The 17,593-nt window shown below is 75.0% G+C and carries 14 protein-coding genes; 2 read left to right on the top strand and 12 right to left on the bottom strand.

Annotated elements, in window-relative coordinates:
- Nucleotide 1 precedes the first annotated feature (1 nt).
- The 12 genes from H505_RS0137435 to tkt all read right to left on the bottom strand — a co-directional run bounded on the left by H505_RS0137435 (nt 2) and on the right by tkt (nt 14,698).
- A complete protein-coding gene (locus tag H505_RS0137435) occupies nt 2-661 on the bottom strand; it encodes a response regulator transcription factor (RefSeq protein WP_034521814.1) in 660 nt (219 codons plus the stop codon).
- A 29-nt stretch (nt 662-690) separates the two neighbouring features.
- Nucleotides 691-1,119 carry a pyridoxamine 5'-phosphate oxidase family protein gene (locus H505_RS0137430; RefSeq protein WP_026406054.1) on the bottom strand — a complete coding sequence of 143 codons (429 nt, stop codon included), beginning with the start codon at nt 1,117-1,119 and terminating at the stop codon, nt 691-693.
- A gap of 40 nt (nt 1,120-1,159) precedes the next feature.
- Nucleotides 1,160-2,302 (bottom strand): sensor histidine kinase, encoded by a 1,143-nt coding sequence (locus H505_RS46840; RefSeq protein WP_157433269.1) that lies wholly within the window; start codon nt 2,300-2,302, stop codon nt 1,160-1,162.
- Nucleotides 2,303-2,386: 84 nt separating this feature from the next.
- Nucleotides 2,387-2,719, bottom strand: a complete 333-nt coding sequence (locus H505_RS0137420) for a cupin domain-containing protein (protein ID WP_026406053.1) — start codon at nt 2,717-2,719, stop codon at nt 2,387-2,389.
- A gap of 72 nt (nt 2,720-2,791) precedes the next feature.
- Nucleotides 2,792-3,550 carry a 6-phosphogluconolactonase gene (pgl, locus tag H505_RS0137415; protein WP_026406052.1) on the bottom strand — a complete coding sequence of 253 codons (759 nt, stop codon included), beginning with the start codon at nt 3,548-3,550 and terminating at the stop codon, nt 2,792-2,794.
- Nucleotides 3,547-4,476, bottom strand: a complete 930-nt coding sequence (gene opcA, locus H505_RS46835) for a glucose-6-phosphate dehydrogenase assembly protein OpcA (protein WP_034521809.1) — start codon at nt 4,474-4,476, stop codon at nt 3,547-3,549. Before opcA ends, pgl begins: the two co-directional genes overlap by 4 nt.
- Complete coding sequence (zwf, locus tag H505_RS0137405) at nt 4,476-6,002, bottom strand: glucose-6-phosphate dehydrogenase (RefSeq protein ID WP_026406051.1); 1,527 nt, start codon at nt 6,000-6,002, stop codon at nt 4,476-4,478. The genes opcA and zwf overlap by 1 nt, the downstream gene beginning before the upstream one ends.
- Before the next feature lie 174 nt (nt 6,003-6,176).
- Nucleotides 6,177-7,859, bottom strand: coding sequence for a hypothetical protein (locus H505_RS46830; RefSeq protein ID WP_051301598.1), 1,683 nt, complete (start codon nt 7,857-7,859; stop codon nt 6,177-6,179).
- On the bottom strand, nt 7,856-9,544 hold the full coding sequence (locus H505_RS0137395; protein ID WP_051301597.1) for a phosphoheptose isomerase: 1,689 nt from the start codon (nt 9,542-9,544) through the stop codon (nt 7,856-7,858). The genes H505_RS46830 and H505_RS0137395 overlap by 4 nt, the downstream gene beginning before the upstream one ends.
- Nucleotides 9,545-9,723: 179 nt before the next feature.
- Nucleotides 9,724-11,412, bottom strand: a complete 1,689-nt coding sequence (locus H505_RS0137390) for a glucose-6-phosphate isomerase (RefSeq protein WP_026406049.1) — start codon at nt 11,410-11,412, stop codon at nt 9,724-9,726.
- Entirely contained in the window at nt 11,409-12,524 is a 1,116-nt protein-coding gene (tal, locus tag H505_RS0137385; protein WP_026406048.1) for a transaldolase, read from the bottom strand. The genes H505_RS0137390 and tal overlap by 4 nt, the downstream gene beginning before the upstream one ends.
- A gap of 47 nt (nt 12,525-12,571) precedes the next feature.
- Nucleotides 12,572-14,698 (bottom strand): transketolase, encoded by a 2,127-nt coding sequence (gene tkt / locus H505_RS46825; RefSeq protein WP_034521806.1) that lies wholly within the window; start codon nt 14,696-14,698, stop codon nt 12,572-12,574.
- A 624-nt stretch (nt 14,699-15,322) separates the two neighbouring features.
- On the opposite strand from tkt, the gene H505_RS0137375 reads away from it, so the two are divergent.
- Both H505_RS0137375 and H505_RS0137370 read left to right on the top strand, forming a co-directional pair.
- Nucleotides 15,323-16,258 carry a heme o synthase gene (locus H505_RS0137375; RefSeq protein WP_034521966.1) on the top strand — a complete coding sequence of 312 codons (936 nt, stop codon included), beginning with the start codon at nt 15,323-15,325 and terminating at the stop codon, nt 16,256-16,258.
- Between the two features lie 85 nt (nt 16,259-16,343).
- Nucleotides 16,344-17,552 carry a PrsW family intramembrane metalloprotease gene (locus tag H505_RS0137370; RefSeq protein ID WP_026406046.1) on the top strand — a complete coding sequence of 403 codons (1,209 nt, stop codon included), beginning with the start codon at nt 16,344-16,346 and terminating at the stop codon, nt 17,550-17,552.
- Nucleotides 17,553-17,593: the final 41 nt, after the last annotated feature.

Genomic DNA, 17,593 nt, shown 5'->3' with positions numbered 1-17,593 from the left:
GCTACTCGCCGAGGTCGGCGTCGTGGACGAGCAGCGCGACCTGCACCCGGTTGTTCAGTTCGAGCTTGCTCAGCAGGCGGGAGACGTACGCCTTGACCGTCGCCACGCTCAGCGACAGCTCGCGGCCGATCTCGGCGTTCGTCCGGCCCCGGCCGACCAGCAGCGCGACGGCCCGCTCGCCGTCGCTGAGCCGGCCGAGCAGCCCGCGGGCGCGGTCGCGGGCCGGGTCGACCCCGGAACCCGCCGCGTACGACATCAGCCGCCGCAGCACCGTCGGCGACATCATCGGCTCCCCGGCGGCGACCTGCCGGATCGCGCGGATGATCTCCGGGGGAGGGGTGTGCTTGAGCAGGAACCCGCTCGCGCCCGCCCGCATCGCCCGCACGATGTGGTCGTCGGTGTCGAACGTCGTCAGGATGATGATCTCCGGCGGATCGCGGCGGGACCGCAGCAGCTCCGTCGCGGCCAGCCCGTCCAGCCGCGGCATCCGGATGTCCATCAGCACCACGTCGGGCCGGTGCTCGTTCACCGCGGGCACGACCTCGGCGCCGTCGGCGACGTCCGCGACGACGTCGAGGTCGCCCGCGTTCGACAGCATCATCGACAGGCCCGCGCGGACGAGCGCGTCATCGTCCACGATGAGCACGCGGAGGGAATCCATGCCGCAGACTCTACGGGGCCGGAGGGGCGTCAGGAGCGGTGCAGGCGCCGCCCGCTCACCTCTCCGGCGGTCAGGCTGAACCAGGCGCCGCGGTGCCCGGCGGGCCACGGCTCCACGCTCGCGACGGCGTCCCGCTCGTCCTCCGACAGCGGATGGGCGCCGCCGCGCAGCAGGACGCTCCACCCCTCGTGCGTCGCGGAGTCGATCCGGTCGACCTCGAACGCCATGCGGACCTGCCCGCCCGGCACGGCCGTCAGCAGGCTGCGGTTCATCCGCGCCGACTCCGACGTGCGGAAGATCACCGACTCGCCGTCGACCGCGTAGTTCACCGGGATGACCGTGGGGCCCTCCCCGTCGTCGAACGCGACCCGGCCGATGCCGCCGGGCGCGATGAGGCGCAGGCACTCCGCCCGGTCGAGCTCTTCCAGGACGGGCCGCGCGGAAGACTCAGAAGCCATGTCCCTCCCCATGCCCCGGCGCCCCGCCCGCCATGCATCCTCACAGGGGCAGCCGGGCGCGGAGCCGGAACCGGCCCCCTGCGGCGCCGTGCTCGAGCGTCCCGCCGAGCAGCGCCACCCGCTCCGCCAGCCCCACCAGGCCCGCCCCGGCGCCCGGCAGCGCCGGTTCCCGGCGGGGCGCCGTGGCGTTGTCGAGCTCGATCGTCAGCTCCGGCCCGGCGTCCAGGACGACCCGCACGGCGGCGTCCGGCGCGTGCTTGCGGGCGTTCGTCAGCCCCTCCTGGACGATCCGGTAGGCGTGCCGCCCGACCCGGTCGGGGACGGCGGCGGGATCGGGCACCCGGTCGTCCAGCTCGATCCGGGCCCCGGCGGCCCGCGCCTCCCGGACCAGCTCCGGGACGTCGGCGAGCGTCGGCTGCGGGCGCTGCGGGTCCTCGCCCGCGCCGGGGGCGCGCAGCACCCAGATCACCTCCCGCAGGTCCTCCATCGCCTCGTGCGCGCTGCGCCGGATGATCCCGACGGCCTCGCGGTGCTCCTCGGGCGTGTCCGGGCGGAACTCCAGCGCCCCGGCGTGCACGGCCAGCAGCGAGATGCGGTGCGCGAGGACGTCGTGCATCTCCCGGGCGATCCGCTCCCGCTCCAGGTGGCGCGCCTCCTCGACGCGCAGCCGCTGCCCCTCCTCGGCCTGCCGCGCCCGCTCCCGCAGCGACTCGACGAGCTGCCGCCGCGACCGGATCAGCAGCCCCGTGGCGACCAGGAGCGCGTAGCCGAGGACGAAGACGGCCACCGACTCCAGCCGCTCCCGCGTCGTCAGGTCGGCCGGCAGGCCGAGGAACGCGCTGAGGATGAGCCCGCAGTTCAGCCCGGCCACGGCGAGCGCGGACCGCCAGGGGCGGTGCACGGCGACGCCGAACACCGCCATCGCGGTGGCGCCCCACGCCACCGAGCTGGTGAGCCCCCACACGGTGAGGAACAGCGCCGTGTGCATGGGGCGCGACCGGCGGAACAGCAGCAGCACCAGCATGCTGATGCCGCCCAGGACCGCCTCCTTGACGTCCTCCCATCCCGAGACCGCCTCATAGGTGTCCCGGGCGCCCGCGAGGACGAGAAGACCGATCACGAGGGCGCACGCCGTGACGAAGACGTCGCGGACCCACTCGCGGAAGGACCTGCGGAGACTCACGCGCACCACGCTAGCGGCCGGGCGCCCCGCCGGCAGTGGCCGCAGGTCGCCCGGACGATCGACTTTGGTAGCCCCCCGCGGGGATCAGCCGAGCTTCGCGACCGTCAGCAGGACGACCGAGTCCTCCAGCGCGTCGAGGGCGTGGCGGGCCGGCGGGACGATCAGCAGGTCGCCCGCGATCCCGTCCCAGGCGTCGTCGCCGCTGCGCAGCCGGACGCGCCCGGACCGCACCAGCACCGTGGCCTCGCCCGGGTTCTCGTGCTCGGACATGCCCGTGCCGGCCGTCAGCGCGATCAGCGTCTGCCGCAGCACGTGCTCGTGCCCGCCGTGGACGGTCTCGGCCGCCCGCCCCGACGATGCGGCGGACGCCTGCTCGAGGAGCCTGCGGGCCTGCGCGTCCAACGAGAGCTTCTGCATGCCCGTGGTCATTCCCGCGCCCCCCGCCCGTCACACGGGCCGCCCGGGGCGCGGGAACCGTGTTCCGTCCGGCTACCGGGGCCCCGGCCCGCCGCCGGCGGCGGCGCGGTCCACCAGGAGGAGGGTGCGCTCGGCGCCCCGGGCGCCCGCCACCGGCGCCTTCTCCGGTGCCGTGCCGGGCGCGAGCGCGAGCCGCACGGCGTCGGCCTTGCTCTCGCCCGCCGCCAGCAGCCACACCTCCCGCGCGGCCCGCAGCGACGGGTACGTCAGCGAGATCCGGGTCGGCGGCGGCTTCGGGGCGTCCCGCACCGGCACGACCGGGCCCGCGGCGGTCAGCTGCGGCATCCCGGGGAACAGCGACGCGACGTGCGCGTCCGGCCCGACGCCCAGCATCAGCACGTCGAACGCGGGCACTGGACCGTTCCCGCCGGCCGCCGCGGCCAGCTCGGCGGCGTACCGCCGCGCCGCGGCGTCGACGTCGTCGCCGTCGGGACCGTCGGACGCGGGCATGGCGTGCACGCGGGCCGGGTCGACGTCGACGCGGTCGAGGAGCGCCTCCCGCGCGCCCGTCTCGTTGCGCTCGGGATCACCGGACGGCAGGAACCGCTCGTCGCCCCACCACACGTCCACGCGCCGCCAGTCGACCGCGCGCCGGGCGGGGGAGGAGCCGAGGGCCGCGAGGACGGCGGTGCCGACGCCGCCGCCGGTCAGCACGATCGACGCGCCGCCCCGCTCGGCCTGGGCGTCGGCGATCGCCGTGACGAGCCGGGCCGCGGCGGCCTGCGCGACCGCGTCCGCGTCCGGGTGCGGGACCGCCAGCGGGGCGCTCACGCGTCCCCCGCCGCGCCCGCGAGGTCCTTGGCGAACCGGGCCGCCGCCTCCTGGTACACCTCGTCGGGGTCGAGCCGCCGCAGCTCCTCGGCCAGCAGCTCCGACATCGGCCGCCGCATCAGCGACACCTGCCGGTCCGGCTGGTCCGGCCGGCACAGCGTCGCGACGCGGCCGTCCGGGCGGTGCACCACGATGTCGCCGGACGCCGTCCGCAGCCGGACGCCGGTGATGCCGGGCCCCTCGGAGACCGTGCGCTCCACGGGCACCCCGAGGCGGATCGACAGCCACGCCGCCAGCAGCTCCGCGCTGGGGCTGTCCGGCTCGGCCATCACCTCGCCGGACAGGATCTCGTCGTGGTCCTGGTCGAGCGCCGCCGCCAGCAGGGACCGCCAGTTCGTGACCCGCGTCCAGGTGAAGTCGGTGTCGCCCGGACGGTACCCGGCGGCGAGCTGCGCGAGGGTGCCGAGCCGGTCGCGGGCGGCGTAGGCGTCGGTCACCCGGCGCTGCGCCAGCCGGCCGAGCGGGTCCTTGGCGGGCACCTTCGGCACCTTCCCGCCGGGCCACCACGTCACCACGGGGGTGTCGGGCATCAGCAGCGGGACGACGACCGAGTCGGCGTGCTCGGCGAGCGGGCCGTACATCCGCAGCAGCACCGTCTCGCCCGGCCCCGTCTCGCCCATCCGGATCTCGGCGTCCAGGCGGGAGGAGTTGCCGCGCGGGTCCCGCGAGATGACGGTCAGCACCCGGCACGGGTGCTCCCGCGCCGCCTCCGTCGCGGCGCGGACCGCGTCGTACTGCGCCGACTCGTCCGTCACGATGATCAGTGTCAGCACCATGCCGACCGCGGGCCCGCCCATCAGGTGCCGCGCCTGCGTCAGCGCGTCCTGAATCTTGCGGGTCGAGGTCCCGGTGAGGTCGATGTTCATCAGAGCCTCCTCCACGAGCGGCCGTCCCGCGCCATCAGCTCGTCGGCGCTGTCGGGCCCGTAACCGCCGGACTTGTACTGGTCGAGGTCGCCGCGCTCGGCCCAGAACTCCTCGATCGGGTCGAGGATCTTCCAGGACAGCTCGACCTCCTCCTGCCGGGGGAACAGCGGCGGGTCGCCGATGAGCACGTCCAGCAGCAGCCGCTCGTACGCCTCGGGGGACGCCTCGGTGAACGACTCGCCGTACGCGAAGTCCATGTTGACGTCGCGGATCTCCATCGAGGTGCCGGGCACCTTCGAGCCGAACCGGACCGTGATGCCCTCGTCCGGCTGCACCCGCATGACCAGGGCGTTCTGCCCCAGCTCCTCGGTGTCGGTCTGCGAGAACGGCTGGTGCGGCGCCTGCTGGAACACGAGCGCCACCTCCGTCACGCGGCGGCTGAGCCGCTTGCCGGTGCGCAGGTAGAACGGGACGCCCGCCCAGCGGCGGTTGTCGATCTCCAGCTTGACCGCGGCGTAGGTCTCGGTGCGGGAGTCGGCGGGGATGCCGTCCTCCTGCAGGTAGCCCTTGACGTTCACGCCGCCCTGCCAGCCCGCCGCGTACTGGCCGCGCGCGGTGGACTCCGCCAGGTTGCCCGGCACCCGCACCGACGACAGGATCTTGGCCTTCTCGGCGCGGACGGCCTCCGCGCTGAACGACGTGGGCTCCTCCATCGCCGTCAGCGCCAGCAGCTGCAGCAGGTGGTTCTGGATCACGTCGCGGGCCGCGCCGATGCCGTCGTAGTAGCCGGCCCGGCCGCCGATTCCGATGTCCTCGGCCATCGTGATCTGCACGTGGTCGATGTACCCGCGGTTCCAGATCGGCTCGAACATCGAGTTGGCGAACCGCAGCGCCAGGATGTTCTGCACCGTCTCCTTGCCGAGGTAGTGGTCGATCCGGAAGATCGACTCCTCGGGGAACACGCGGTGGACGGTGGCGTTCAGCTCCTTGGCGGTCGCCAGGTCGCGGCCGAACGGCTTCTCGATCACGACCCGCCGCCACGACCCGTCCGTCCGGTCGGCCAGGCCGCTGCGCTGCAGCTGCTCCACGGCCTGCGGGAAGAACTTCGGCGGGATCGACAGGTAGAACGCGTAGTTGCCGCCCGTGCCGCGGCTCTCGTCGAGCTCCTTGACGGCCATCGCCAGCGCCTCGAACGCGCCCGGGTCGCCGAACTCGCCGGGGACGAAGTGCATGCCCTCCGACAGGTGCCGCCAGACGTCCTCGCGGAACGGGGTCCGGGCGTGCGCCTTCACCGACTCGTAGGCGATCTGCCGGAAGTCCTCGTTCTCCCAGTCCCGGCGGGCGAAACCGACCAGCGAGAACCCCGGCGGGAGCAGGCCCCGGTTCGCCAGGTCGTAGATGGCCGGCAGCAGCTTCTTGCGGGACAGGTCGCCGGTGACGCCGAACAGCACGAGCACGCACGGCCCGGCGACCCGCGGCAGGCGCTTGTCCCGCGGATCCCGGAGCGGATTCGCTGACTCGGTCACGTGGCGGCCCCCTCTGCTCGCACCCTGTCTTCTCCTGCTCTGTCCGCCGCGGGTATCCTCACGGCCACTCTCGTCACTGGGCATCTGTCACTGGGCATCATGCTCAAGACACGCATACATGTTCTGATCCCGTGTGTCCCCCGACGGCGCCGAATTAGTGGCGCCGGGGCGGGATCACCCCTCTCCTCTTGCGGCGTCGAGCAGCCGGGCGAGTCCCGCCCAGCGGTTCTCCAGGTGCAGCCGGACCACCGGGCGGCCGTCCGCGCGCGCCGCCCGCGCGTCCCCGAGGGCCCGCGCGAGCTGCAGCATGCCCAGCCCGTGGTGGCGGTCCGGGACGGGCACGTCGCGGACGACGTTGCCCGTCACCAACAGGTAGACGCCCCGGTCCCGCTGATCATTCCCCGCGCCGGACTCGGCGGGGGAGCCGTCCGGCACGGGGCGGCGGCCGCCCCACGCGACGGTCACCGGACGGTCGCAGCGCGCGGCCAGCAGCGCGGCCAGCCGCCGCACCTGCGTGCCCTGCCCGCGCGTCTCGTCCGGGTCCAGGTAGGCGACGACCGCCAGGTGCTCGCCCGGGCCGACCAGCGCCGCCAGGCCGTCCAGGAGGCGGGGCAGGTCCGGCGCCTCGGCGAGCGACGGGACGGTCGTGTGCACCTCGACGGCCCGGCCCGGGTCGCCGTCGGCGAACACCGGGTCGCCCGTCCCGTCGTCCACCGTCAGCGGCGCCCGCCGCGGCGGCGGGGCGAGCGGGTCGCCGCCCAGCAGGTAGGCGGCCACGGCGGCCGCGTACTCCCACAGGACGAGCTGCGCCGCGAGCGGGCCCGACACCGTGGCGTCGTCCTGGTGGGGGCGGCCGTCCAGCGTCACGAGGAACAGGTCCGGGTCGGGCACCAGGGGCAGGCCGCCGCCCTGCACGACCGTCGTCAGCCGGCCGCCGGTCGCCTCGTCCAGCAGCCGCGCCGCCCACCCGGCCAGGCCCGGCAGCGCGGCGGGGTAGCCGCCGAGGACGAGCGTGCCGCGGCCCGCGCGCACCGCCCCGCCCAGGATCGCGCCGAGCACCAGCCCCGGGTTGTCCTCCGGGCGGGTCAGCGCGGGAAGCACCGCCGACGCGCCGTCCAGCAGCGCCGCCGCGTCCGCGCCCGCGAGCGCCGCCGGGACGAGCGCGTACGGCGACAGCGCACCGAACGCCGTCTGCGCGGGCGCCTCGACGAGCGGCCGGCCGTCCTCGGCCGCCGCCTTGGCCGCCGCCGAGCCGGCGGGCGCCACCGTGACGAACCGGCGCGCGAGATCGTCCGGGGCGAGGCCCGCGTCGCGCATCACCGCGTGCAGGGCGCGGCGGAGCGTGTCGGTGACCGGGTCGTCCCCGGCGACCACGACCAGGGTCCCGGCGAGGCCCGCCGGGTCGGCGGCCAGGCGGGTGAGCGGACCCGGCTCCAGGTCGTCCAGCACGGTCAGCGGCAGGACGCCCGGGGCGTCCGGCCCGGCGGCCCGGACGACCGCCTCGGCGGCGCGCACCGCGGTGCCCCGCCCCACCAGGACGACCCGCGTCGGCGGCCCCGGCTCGGCGGCGTCCCCGAACAGCCCCCGCCGCAACTCCGCGACCCGCTCCAGCACGGCGCGCCCCGGCCCCGGCCGGCCCGGCCAGCACAGCCGCCTCCCCTCGACCTCGGCCGTGGCGGCCGACGGCCACAGCATCGCGTCCTCCGACGCCAGCCGGACCGGGACCTGGTCGATCCACAGCCGGCCGAGCACCCGCTCCGCGGCGTCCTTGAGGGGCCTGCGCGCGGTGACGGCGGCGTCGCCCGCGACGACCGAGCTGTGGTCCGCGACTCCGGGGGTGCCGTGTCCCGGTCTCACTGCCCCCGCCCCGCGGAGACCATCGATGCGACCTCCCGCACCGCCTCGGTCAGCCGTCCGGCGCCCTCCACCGGGTTGCGCAGGTGCAGCCGGATGACCGGCAGGCGGCGCGCGCGCAGCGTCCGCAGCTCGCCCAGCGCGCGCGCCAGCCGCAGCTGCGCCAGGCTGTAGGGACGGCCGGGGACGGGGTGCGCGGCGAGCGCGTCCCCCGGCACCGGGTCGCCGGTGATGATCAGGAACGCGCCGTTGCCCGGCCCCTCCTTGTGCACCGGAGCGGTCGCGTGCGGGTAGGCGGGGCCCGGCCCGTACGCCACCGGGCGTCCGGACGCGCGGGCCAGCGACGGCGCCAGGTAGCGGCCGGAGAAGTCGCCCGACAGGTACGTCATCACGGCCAGGTAGCCGTCGGCGGGCACCGACCCGACCAGGCCGCCGAGGACGGTCCGCAGATCGGCGTGCGCGGGCCACGGGAAGTCGACGTACACCTCGATGTCGTCCTCGGTGTACGCGGGGCGCTCCGCGGTCAGCGGGCCGCCCGCCGCCGCGCGCAGCAGCGTCGCCGCGTCGTCCTCGGCCTCCTGCACCGCCGTGGCGCCGGTCTCGAACGGGTTCACCCCGAGCAGCCACCCGGCGACCGCCGTCGCGTACTCCCACAGCAGGAACTGCGCGCCGACCGGCGCCAGCACCGCGGTGTCGGAGTCGTCGTGCGCCGCCGACGGCGGGTTCAGCGCGATGCCGTGCACGTCGGGGAACGACCCGCGGCAGCCGGACGGCTCGAACGCCACCACGCCGCGGCCCCGCCGCCCGGTGCCGACCGCGAGGAGCTGCGACACCCACGCGCTCAGGGCGCCCGGGCCGCCCGGCTCCCGCAGCACCACCTTGTCGCGCGCGATCCCGCCGGGGCCCTGCTGCGCGCAGCCGCCCAGCACCGCCCCGAGCAGCAGCCCGGGGTTGTCCTCCTCCTTGGACAGCGACGGCACCAGCGACGCCGCGTCCTCCAGCAGCGCGTTCGCGTCGGCGCCCGCCAGCACCGCCGGGACCAGCCCGTACGCCGACAGCGCGCCGAAGTGCCCCGGCAGGTACGGGTCGGTCAGCCCGATCCGGTAGCCGTTCTGCCGGGCGAAGTCGTGCAGCGGGCTGCCGTGGTCGGTGATCACCAGGAAGCGGCCCGCGATCTCCCGCTGCGACAGCCCGAGGTCGCGGAACGCGTTCGCGAAGATGCGGCGGTAGGCGTCCCCCTCCAGGGACACGCCCGCCTTGCTGGCCAGCACCACGAGCGTCCGGTCCAGCCGCTCCAGCGCGAACGCGAGCGCCGCGGTGTCGCTGCCGTCCAGCACGGTCAGCTCGCCCGCCGGGCGGTCCGGCCGCCCGGCCGCGCCGCCGGACGCGTGCGCCTCCATGATCGCCTGCGCGGCGAGGCTCTCGGCCCCGACGCCGATCAGCACGATGTGGTCGAGACCGGAGTAGCGCGCCTCGGCGACCAGGCCCTCGACCTGGTTCAGCAGCCCGCGGGACGCGAACGGCAGGTCGAGCCAGCCGAGCCGGCTGTGGTCGACCGCGCGCCGCCCCCACAGCTCGGGGTCCTTGGCGGCGAGCGCCCCGGGGACGCCGCAGCTCACCAGATAGTCCCGCGCCTGCAGCGCCGAGTCGAGCACGTCGCCGCGCGTCAGTACGTCGAATCCGGACACGTTCCCTCCTGCCTGTCCCCATCGTTTCAGGAGAGAACGGTCATTGGCGACCATCTCCGTTGATCTTCCGTTGTGCCGTGACGATCAGGGCGGCGCGGGACAGAGTAGCGCGACCCCGGGCAGTCCGTATCCGTCCCGCGGATCCCCGCGGTCCGGCGGCCGCCCTCCGGGACGGCCGGTCAGCAGAGCGCGTCGGCGAGCTGCGCCAGGCCCTCGGCCCGGTCCCGCAGGTGCAGCCGGACCGCCGGACGGCCCAGCGACCGCAGCACCCGCAGGTCGCCGAACGCCTGCGCGAGCTGCAGCTCGCCGAGGCTGTACGGCCGCCCCGGCACCGGCACGTCCGTCCTGACCGCGCCCGTGATCTGCAGGAACGCGCCGTTGCGCGGGCCGCCCTTGTGGTACTGCCCGGTCGTGCGCAGGTACCGCGGCCCCCAGCCGAACGTCACCGGGACCGGACGCCGCCGCACCTTCGCCGCCCGCGCGGCCAGCAGCGGCCGCAGCCCGGCCGCCTCCGCGTCGGCACGGCCGTCCAGGTACGCCAGCACGCCGAGGTAGCCGCCGTCCGGCGCCGCCTCCACGACGGCCTCCAGCGCCCCCGAGAGCGTCGCCGCGCCCTTCAGGGCGTCCTCCCGGGCGTGCACCTCCACCGCGCCCTCGACCAGGGCGGGCGGGCGGCGCACCACCGTGGGCGCCGTGCCCTCCTCCGACCGCAGCAGCGCCGCGATGCTCGCCGCCGACTCCCGCACGTCCGGCTCGCCGAACGGGTCGACGCCGAGCACCCGCGCCGCGACCGCCGTCGCGCACTGCCACAGCAGGAACTGCGCGCCGAGCGGCCCCGCCACGCTCACCCCCGCCTCGCGGCCGGGGCCGGGCTCGTCGGGGCGGCGGCCCAGGATCACCCGCCGCATGTCGGCCGTCAGCTCGAACCCGGGCGCCTCGACGTCCTCGACCACGACCGGCAGCAGGCCCCGGCCGTCCTTGCCGAGCGCCCCCGCCACCAGCTGCTCCGCCCACGCCCCGAAGCCGGTCAGCCCCGAGCCGTGGTCGGCGATCACGAGCTTGTCGCGCCCGGCGAGCGCGGACGCGCCCAGCGCGGCGCCGAGCGTCAGCGCCGGGTTGTCGTAGGGCTGCCGCAGCGTGCCCGCCAGCGCGGCGGCCTCGTCCAGCAGCGCCGCGACGTCGACGCCCGCGAGCGCGGGCGCGGTCAACGCGCGCGCGTCGAGGGCGCCGTACCGCCCGTCCACGTCCGGGGCGGCCTCGACCAGGTGGTGCCCGGCCTCCGGCGCGGCGCGCGCGGCGGCCGACCCGGGCGGCGCCACGACGACGAACCGGCGCGCGAGGTCCGCGCCGGACAGGCCCGCGTCGCGGAACGCCCCCGCGAAGACCCGCCGCAGCGCGTCCACCTCGAGCCCGTGCCCGGCGCCGTCCGCGCCGTCGTCTATGCCGTCGTCCGCCACGACGACGATCGTGCGGTGCGGGTCGCCCGCGAGCGCCCCCGTCACCTCGTGCGGATCGGTGGAGTCGACGACGGTCAGGTCGGCCCCCGCGGCCGCGCAGACCGCCTCGGCGGCCACGGCGGGCCCGCCCGACGCGATCAGCACGACCCGGTCCAGACCGGCGCCGCGGGCGAACCCCGCCGGCCCGGACAGCCGGGCCGGCAGGGAACGCGCGGACTCCTGCGGCCCGAGCCAGCCGAGCCGGCGGGCCGCCGCGGGGGCCGCGTCCGGGCCCCACAGATGCGGATTGCGGGACGCGAGGGCCCCGGGCACCCCGTCGGAGACGAGACGGTCCAGGACCGTCTCGCCCTCGTCGACGACGGCGCCGCGGATGGTGACCGAGATCCCCCCGGCGGTCACCACCGACGTCACGCGCCGGCCCTCTTGCTCTCCAGCTCGCCGCTGATGGAGCCGAGCAGCTCCTTCCAGGACGCCTCGAACTTCTCGACGCCCTCCTCCTCCAGCACCCGCACGACGTCGTCGTAGTCCACGCCGGCGTCCTTCAGCGCCGCCATGTGCGCGCGGGCGTCGTCGTAGGTGCCGCGGACGGTGTCGCCGCGCACCTGGCCGTGGTCGGCCTCGGCCACCAGCGTGGCCTCCGGCATCGTGTTCACGGTGCCGGGCGCCACCAGCTCGTCCACGTACAGCGTGTCGTTGAGGTTCGGGTCCTTCACCCCGGTCGACGCCCACAGCGGACGCTGGGGACGGGCCCCGGCGTTCTTCAGCGACGTCCAGCGCTCGGTGCCGAACTTCTCCTCGTACAGCGCGTACGCGAGCCGCGCGTTGGCCAGGCCCGCCTTCGAGCGCAGCGCCTTCGCCTCGTCCGACCCGATCTTGTCGAGCCGCTTGTCGATCTCGGTGTCGACCCGGCTGACGAAGAACGACGCCACCGACGCGATCTTGGTCAGGTCGCGGCCGTTCTCCCGCGCCTGCTCCAGACCCGCGAAGAACGCGTCGATCACCTTGCCGTAGCGCTCCAGCGAGAAGATCAGCGTCACGTTCACGCTGATGCCCTCGGCGAGCGCCGCGGTGATCGCCGGCAGCCCCGCCTCGGTCGCCGGGATCTTGATGAACAGGTTCGGCCGGTCCACCGTCCACCACAGCGCCCGCGCCTCGGCGATCGTCCGCGCGGTGTCGCGCGCGAGCCGCGGGTCGACCTCGAGCGACACGCGGCCGTCGAGCCCGTCCGTCCGGTCGTACACGGGGCGCAGCACGTCGCAGCCCCACCGGATGTCGTAGGTGGTGATCGCGTGGGCCGCCTCGTCGACGGTCACTTCGCGCAGGGCCAGGTCGCGGACCTGCGCGTCGTAGGCCGTGCCCTTGCTCAGCGCCTTGGCGAAGATCGTCGGGTTGGAGGTGACGCCGACGACGTGGCTCTCCTTGACCAGGTCCTCGAGGTTTCCGGTGCGCAGCCGCTCGCGGCTGATGTCGTCCAGCCAGATCGACACGCCCTCGTCGGACAGCCGCTTCAGAATCTCACTCATCGCTTCGCTATCTCCCTCGTCATCGAGTGTTCCGCGAGGCCGGAGGGTCAGTTGCCGGTGGTCTCGCCGCGCCCGGCGTGCTTCACGTTCGCCTTGATCAGGCTCGCCTCCGCGGCCGCGACGACCCGGTCGGCGGTGATGCCGAACTGCCGGAACAGCGTCTTGTAGTCCGCCGAGGCACCGAAGTGCTCCAGGCTCACCGACTCGCCGGCGTCGCCGATGTAGGCCCGCCAGCCCATCGCGATCCCGGCCTCGACCGACACCCGGGCCTTCACGCCGGGCGGCAGCACCTGCTGCTTGTAGGCGTCGGTCTGCGCCTCGAACCACTCCACGCACGGCATCGACACGACCCGGGTCGGGGTGCCCTTCGCCTGCAGCGCCTCGCGGGCCTCCAGCGCCAGCGACACCTCGCTGCCGGTCGCGATGATGATCACGTCGGGCCGCCCGTCGGTGGCGTCCGCCAGGACGTACCCGCCCTTGGCCGTGCAGTCCGCCGAGGCGAGCTCGCCGTCGCGGTCCAGCGTCGCGAGCTTCTGCCGGGTCAGCGCCAGCCCCGCCGGACGGTCGGAGTGCTCCAGGATCGTGCGCCACGCGACGGCCGTCTCGGCCGCGTCCGCCGGGCGGACGACGTCCAGGCCCGGGATCGCCCGCAGCGCCCACAGGTGCTCGACGGGCTGGTGCGTCGGGCCGTCCTCGCCGAGGCCGATCGAGTCGTGCGTCCACACGAACGTCACCGGCAGCTTCATCAGCGCGGCGAGCCGCACCGCCGGGCGCATGTAGTCGCTGAACACCAGGAACGTCCCGCCGTAGGGACGGGTGCCGCCGTGCAGCGCGATGCCGTTGCAGATCGCGCCCATCGCGTGCTCGCGCACCCCGAAGTGCAGCGTCCGCCCGTACGGGCCGCCCGGGAACTCCTTGGTCTGGAACTCCTCGGGGACGAAGGACGGCTCGCCCTTCATCGTCGTGTTGTTGCTCTCGGCCAGGTCGGCCGAACCGCCCCACAGCTCCGGCAGCACCGGCGCCAGCGCGGCCAGCACCTCGCCGGACGCCGCGCGCGTCGCGACCTCCTTGCCCGCGGGGAACGTCGGCAGCGCCTTCTCCCAGCCGGGCGGCAGCGCCCGCCGGGAGATCCGGTCGAACTCGGCGGCCCGCTCGGCGTTCGCCGCGCGCCACGCCTCGAACCGCTCGGTCCACCGCGCGTGCGCCGCGCGGCCCCGGTCGGACACGGCGCGGGCGTGCGCCAGGACGTCCTCGGGCACCTGGAAGCTCTCCGCCGGGTCGAGGCCGAGGATCCGCTTGGTCGCCGCGACCTCCTCGGCGCCGAGCGCCGAGCCGTGCGCCTTGCCGGTGTTCTTCTTGTTCGGCGCCGGCCAGCCGATGATCGTGCGCAGCGCGATGAACGACGGGCGGGACGTCTCGGCCTGCGCGGCGGCGAACGCCGCGGCGAGCTTCCCGACGTTCTCCTCGTAGTCGCCGTTCTCCGTCCAGTCGACGGTGTGGACGTCCCAGCCGTACGCCTCGTAGCGGGCCCGCACGTCCTCCGACAGCGCGATGGCGGTGTCGTCCTCGATCGAGATGTGGTTGTCGTCCCACAGCAGCACCAGGTTGCCCAGCCGCTGGTGGCCCGCCAGCGCGGACGCCTCGTGGCTGATGCCCTCCTGGATGTCGCCGTCCGAGCAGAACGCCCAGACGGTGTGGTCGAAGGGGGACTCGCCCTGCGGCGCGTCCGGGTCGAACAGCCCGCGCTCGCGGCGCGCCGCCATCGCCATGCCGACCGCGTTCGCGATGCCCTGGCCGAGCGGCCCGGTCGTCGTCTCGACGCCCGCGGTGTGCCCGTGCTCGGGGTGCCCCGGCGTCAGGCTGCCCCACTTGCGCAACGCCTTCAGCTCGTCCAGCGTCAGCGGGTAGCCCGAAAGGTAGAGCTGGATGTAAAGGGTCAGGCTGGAGTGGCCGCAGGACAGCACGAACCGGTCCCGGCCCGCCCAGTCGGGGTCGGTCGGGTCGTGCTTGAGGAACCGCTGGAAGAGCAGGTAGGCGGCCGGGGCCAGGCTCATGGCGGTGCCGGGGTGGCCCGAGCCCGCCTCCTCGACCGCGTCCATGGCCAGGGCGCGGACCACGTCCACCGCCCGCCGGTCCAGGTCAGACCATTCAAACGTGCTGTTGTCCCTAGTCACGGAACGCCAGGCTCCTCTCGAAACCGCTCTATGTACATGATCGCGCCGTGCGGCGAGTCGACGTGCGGCGAAACGCCGCGCCCCCCTCTGTGGAGCGGTGCGCTGTGGGCAGGACGCCCGGCCGAAGATCACGCCGTGCCCGATTCGAGCCTATCGCGCGGCCGTGCGGCCCACGCGTGACCGCGCGCACGTCACCGCCCCCCACCGCCGGGGACGTCCGCCGGACGTTCGCGCGCATGCTCCGGCGGGGGCCGGGCCGCTCCCTGCACCCTTGCCCGATCGCCCTTCCGCTAACCCCCCCGACGGGGGGATAAGACGGGGGATTCGGGCGGGGCACCGCCCCGTGCCGCGGGCCCCGCGACGGGCGCCGCGGACCCGCCGACACGCCGGTCACGGTGTGTCAGGCGACCCGGTGCACGACCTCCGGAGGGGTCGGACTACAGTGATTGCGCGGTTGACAACGAGCGGCCGCCGTATTCGCCAAGCCGAAAGTCGCACCCAGCCGAGGTCGGCCCGAACACGGGGGCACCGCCGAGTTGGTACGCGATTTCACATGCCTAGTTGAACGTGGACCCGATTGTGACGGTGCTCAGTAACAAGCGCGGGGTGGAGCTCGACGAGCACATGCCGATCGCGCCCCCCGAGCCGACGCCGGCCGAACCGGCCGCGCGCCGGTCGATCGGCGAGAGCGTGCGCGCCTACGTCGCGCTCACCAAGCCGCGTGTGATCGAGCTGCTCTTGATCACCACGATCCCGGTGATGTTCCTGGCGGCCGGGGGCGTGCCGCCGCTGGGCACGGTACTGCTCACGCTGGCGTTCGGCACGATGTCCGCCGGGGCCGCCAACGCGATCAACTGCTACATCGACCGGGACATCGACGCCAAGATGCGCCGCACCCGGCGCCGCCCGCTGGCCCGCGCCCAGGTCACCCCCGCCCGCGCCCTGGTGTTCGGGATCACCCTCGCCGTGCTGTCCACGGTCGGGTTCGCGGTCGCCGTCAACCCGCGTGCCGCCGCCGGTTCGCTGTTCGCGATCCTGTTCTACGTCTTCGTGTACTCGCTGCTGCTCAAGCGGCGCACCTCACAGAACGTCGTGTGGGGCGGCATCGCCGGCTGCATGCCCGTCCTCATCGGCTGGACGGCCGTCACCGACGAGATCTCCTGGACGCCGTTCGTCCTGTTCGGCGTCGTCTTCCTGTGGACGCCGCCGCACACCTGGACACTCGCGATGCGCTACCGCGAGGACTACGCGGTCGCCAACGTCCCGATGCTGCCGGTCGTCAAGGGCGAGCGCCGCGTCATCGTGGAGAGCCTCGTCTACACCTACGCCACCGTGGCGTGCTCGCTGCTGCTGTGGCCCGTCGGCGGGATGACCCCCGTCTACGGCGCGGTCGCCGCGGTGCTCGGCCTGGCGTTCCTCGCCGAGGGGCACCGCCTGCTGAAGGCGGTCCGCGCCGGGGTGACGGGCGTCCACCTGCGGCCCATGCGGTTCTTCCACCTGTCGAACGTCTACCTGGCGCTGCTGTTCCTCGCCGTGTCCGTCGACCCGCTCCTGCACTGACGGCCCCCGCGCCCCGGACACAACGATCACGCAACGTGACCGTCCCGTCCCGGCGGCGCGGCCCGGCGCCGGTTACGCTCACGTCATGGCGCGTGTGGACCCGAAGGCGGTGCTCGAGGGGCGGATCCCGGGGCGCCCGCCGATCGGCCTCATCGCCGGGCTGACGGTCTCGGGGCTGTGCGCCCTCGCCGCCCTCGGCGTCGACGTCCTGTCCGGCGGGGGCGGCTTCTGGGTGGGGCTCCTGCTGGCCGTGCTGCCCATCCCGCCGCTGATCGCGCTCGCGCTCGCGCTGGACCGGCTGGAGCCCGAGCCGCCGCGCGCGCTCGTCTTCGCGTTCATGTGGGGCGCGGGCGTCGCCGTCCTGGGCGCCCTCGTCCTGAACACGGCGGGGCTGCTCTACGTCACCGTCCCCGTCTTCGGGGAGGCGGACGGCCACTTCGTCAGCGCCACCTTCGGCGCGCCGGTCATCGAGGAGACGCTCAAGGGCGCCGTCCTGTTCGGCATGCTGTGGCTGCGCCGCAACGAGATCGACGGGTTCGCCGACGGGCTGATCTACGCCGCGATGGTCGGCCTCGGCTTCGCGATGATGGAGAACATCACCTACTACATGCGGGCGTTCGAGGACGGCGGCGCCCAGCAGCTCCAGGCCGTGTTCATCCTCCGCGGGCTCGTCGCGCCGCTCAGCCACCCGCTGTTCACCTCGATGACCGGCCTCGGCGTCGCCTACGCCGCCACGCACCGCCGCGGCCAGCTCCTCGCCCCCCTCGCCGGGCTGCTCGGCGCCATGATCCTGCACGGCCTGTGGAACGGCGCCGCGTCGACCGGCCTCGCCGGGCTCGGCGTCGTGTACCTGCTGGACTTCTGCATCCTCGTCGGACTGATCGCCATCGTCGCCGTCGAGCGCCGCAGCACCGTCCGCCGCATCGAGACGTACCTCCCGCTGTACGCCGCGACCGGGCTCGTCACCGCCGCGGACGTCCGGATGCTGCGCTCCATCCCGGCCCGCCGCGCCGCCCGCCGCTGGGCCCGCGCCGTCGGCGGCCCGCCCGCCGGCCGCGCCATGGTCGACTACCAGCTCGCCGCGACCGAGCTGGCCCTGCTGCACAAGCGCGTCGACCGCGGCGTCGCCGACCCGCACTGGTTCACCGCGCGGCGCGACGCCCTGCTCAACCTCATGGCGCTGGCCCGGCACGCGTTCCTGCGCGTCCCGCAGGCGCCCCGCGCCCCTGGCGGGCCGCCGTGGGCCCCGCGCGGGCCGTCCGGCTTCCTCCGGCCCGACCTGCGGAAACGGTGACCCGGCACCGCTCCCGGGGGGTTGTGTCACGGGTGCGCGGG

It is taken from the genome of Actinomadura rifamycini DSM 43936 (assembly GCF_000425065.1).
Taxonomy (GTDB): domain Bacteria; phylum Actinomycetota; class Actinomycetes; order Streptosporangiales; family Streptosporangiaceae; genus Spirillospora; species Spirillospora rifamycini.
The sequence above is the reverse complement of the archived record's forward strand: the minus strand, read 5'-3'. Positions and strand labels throughout refer to the sequence as shown.

What these genes read in the sequence shown, in the direction of transcription:
- H505_RS0137435 (WP_034521814.1), bottom strand. Translation starts at nt 661, where the DNA reads ATGGATTCCCTCCGCGTGCTCATCGTGGACGATGACGCGCTCGTCCGC.
- opcA (WP_034521809.1), bottom strand. Translation starts at nt 4,476, where the DNA reads ATGAACATCGACCTCACCGGGACCTCGACCCGCAAGATTCAGGACGCG.
- tal (WP_026406048.1), bottom strand. Translation starts at nt 12,524, where the DNA reads ATGAGTGAGATTCTGAAGCGGCTGTCCGACGAGGGCGTGTCGATCTGG.
- H505_RS0137420 (WP_026406053.1), bottom strand. Translation starts at nt 2,719, where the DNA reads ATGCAGAAGCTCTCGTTGGACGCGCAGGCCCGCAGGCTCCTCGAGCAG.
- H505_RS0137430 (WP_026406054.1), bottom strand. Translation starts at nt 1,119, where the DNA reads ATGGCTTCTGAGTCTTCCGCGCGGCCCGTCCTGGAAGAGCTCGACCGG.
- H505_RS0137370 (WP_026406046.1), top strand. Translation starts at nt 16,344, where the DNA reads ATGGCGCGTGTGGACCCGAAGGCGGTGCTCGAGGGGCGGATCCCGGGG.
- H505_RS0137375 (WP_034521966.1), top strand. Translation starts at nt 15,323, where the DNA reads ATGCCGATCGCGCCCCCCGAGCCGACGCCGGCCGAACCGGCCGCGCGC.